Source organism: Candidatus Zixiibacteriota bacterium (assembly GCA_026397505.1).
Taxonomy (GTDB): domain Bacteria; phylum Zixibacteria; class MSB-5A5; order GN15; family PGXB01; genus JAPLUR01.
On record JAPLUR010000003.1, the window covers coordinates 1 to 1805 of the forward strand.

Consider the following 1805-nt stretch of genomic DNA (forward strand, 5'->3'; position numbering starts at 1 on the left):
CCCACTGCCGTCGCCTCGTTCCCATACCGCCCCCGGCTATACTGACGCTTCCAATGATACAGCAAACTGGACGAAATCTCATACTGGCGGCAGAGTTGGGCCGGACTGCTCGTCCCTGATAGCAGTTGCTCTACCACCTGCTGTTTCAGCTCCACACTGAACTTCCGTTTCGGATTCATGGCACCATCCTTTCCTCGTATCAAAATACCAATCCGTGCCAAATCCTCCTAACCTTTTGTGTCCAGTCTCAGGGGTGCAGTCCAGAGTGCGCCCGGCTCTTTCTCAGGATTCAGATTTGATTCATAATCGGTGACAGCATGTGCCCATTCATGAGCCATAACATCGGGACATCCGGCCAGCGAACGCCATCCGAAAGAAGATCCGCAAAAGTAAATGAAGCTCCCGTTCCAGTAGGCGTTATCGTAGCACCTAGCGTAATCGACAACAGTCAACATGGAGGCCCCACTGTCGTTATAGCTATTTCTGTTGAAAGAGCTTAGCAACCAGTCGTACATCAGAGCGGTGTAAGTATGACCGCTAACGGCCGGCGCTTGTGAGGGATCAGACCATTGATTATCGGCATCAGTGGCCACGGAACCGGGAAGCGACCATCCGGCGATGTTGGTCTGCAGATAATTGCCCGACGGCATTTGGCCATTATGGCCATGCGGGTTGTTATTCAGTTGACGAGTATAATCAACCATATGATACGTTGAACCATCATAATGGGTATCAATATGAGTAAGGGCATTGCCCATAACACCGATACCGGTGCCGATATCATTGGCATTCATTATGCGGTTGGCTTTATAAATCACCTCGCCCGTTACGGCATCTACAAAATACTCCCAGCGCCCCATAGGCGTGTCGGAATAAAGGAACAGACGCCAGGTCAGATAATATTTGTCCTCCCACGGAAAAATTGCCAATTCCGCCTCCCCCGGCTTTCCGGTTCCGAAAAATGATGATAGGTCATTGCCGGCGATAGTAACGGCATCGGCAGCATCCTTAGCCGGGAGAGTCTCCAGATTTATTTCTGGATAGAAAGCCCCATTGACGGTTTTCAGACTCCCCGAAGAAGTGAAATGTGTCACCAGCTCGCCGCCAATGACTCTGATTCCTTTGTAATATTGCTGAAAGCGAAGATGTTTCATGCCGATTTCGTCAACTTCAGTTTTTTTCAACCTTAATTCCGTCGCCGGGTCCGCCATCTTGAATCCCCCTTTATTATTCTCAAAGAATCGCAATGATGCCGCAGCCTCATCCCCTGCCGCGACAGGATCGGAAAGGGTTCCTTCTATGTATTTAAGCACATTCTGATTATTGGTTAGCGTGGCCGATAGCGGCAATGCATTACCAGCCGCGCAGTATGCGGCCAGCGCCAACCAGCACGAAATCAAGAAGCAAATTGATATTACAACTCTTTTCATATAAACCGCCCTTTCATACTTTTCATGGGCAACTGTTCCACTTGCAGACACTTGGTGGTCTTATGTTGCCCGCTGTCTAATGCATCCTATTGCGCCACTGTTTTTTGCTCCTGCCTATCATCTCCCCCAAAGCATGCGGCTCGTATATGCCACAAGGTCCCGTTGGTCAGGCCCCGAGAGCTTCATATTCATAATTCTACCGCGATTTAGGTCGCTAACTGCGTAATTGCCAAAATGGACTGCACCCCTGAGACTGGACACAAAAGGTTAGGAGGATTTGGCACGGATTGGTATTTTGATACGAGGAAAGGATGGTGCCATGAATCCGAAACGGAAGTTCAGTGTGGAGCTGAAACGGCAGGTGGTAGAGCAACT

At 49.7% G+C, this 1805-nt stretch carries 2 protein-coding genes; both read right to left on the reverse strand.

Annotation, left to right across the window (positions count from 1 at the left end; genetic code table 11):
- On the reverse strand, window positions 1-221 hold a 221-nt coding region (locus tag NT002_00055; protein MCX6827671.1), incomplete at its 3' end, for a transposase.
- A 6-nt stretch (window positions 222-227) separates the two neighbouring features.
- Window positions 228-1430, reverse strand: a complete 1203-nt coding sequence (locus tag NT002_00060) for a hypothetical protein (GenBank protein MCX6827672.1) — start codon at window positions 1428-1430, stop codon at window positions 228-230.
- Window positions 1431-1805 lie beyond the last annotated feature (375 nt).